Source organism: Pseudoalteromonas sp. 120-MNA-CIBAN-0494, assembly GCF_040308885.1.
Taxonomy (GTDB): Bacteria; Pseudomonadota; Gammaproteobacteria; order Enterobacterales; family Alteromonadaceae; genus Pseudoalteromonas; species Pseudoalteromonas nigrifaciens.
Window position 1 is genome coordinate 1 of the sequence record NZ_JBEOOE010000208.1, and the last position, 248, is coordinate 248.

General features: G+C 44.4%; 1 pseudogene. It reads left to right on the plus strand.

Annotation, left to right across the window (positions count from 1 at the left end):
- Positions 1-248: pseudogene (locus AAEY55_RS18540) on the plus strand (copper resistance protein CopD); the annotation flags it as partial.

Sequence of the window (248 nt, forward strand, 5' to 3'; positions counted from 1 at the left end):
GTGTTGATATCTAAATGGGTTATCTATCTGAGTGTTGCCGCCGTTATTGGCGACACATTGATGCAATACCTCATTAAGGGTCAACTTAATCTGAGCATTAGCGTTGCAAAATATATCGGCCTAGGTGCCGTGTTGGGATTGATTGCCGTCAGTATCAATTATTTTGCGCAAGTAGGGGCTTTTGCTGAAAGTGGCTTGATGGGAATATTCGATGCACAGATGCATGCTTTTCTGTGGCCAACCCAGGT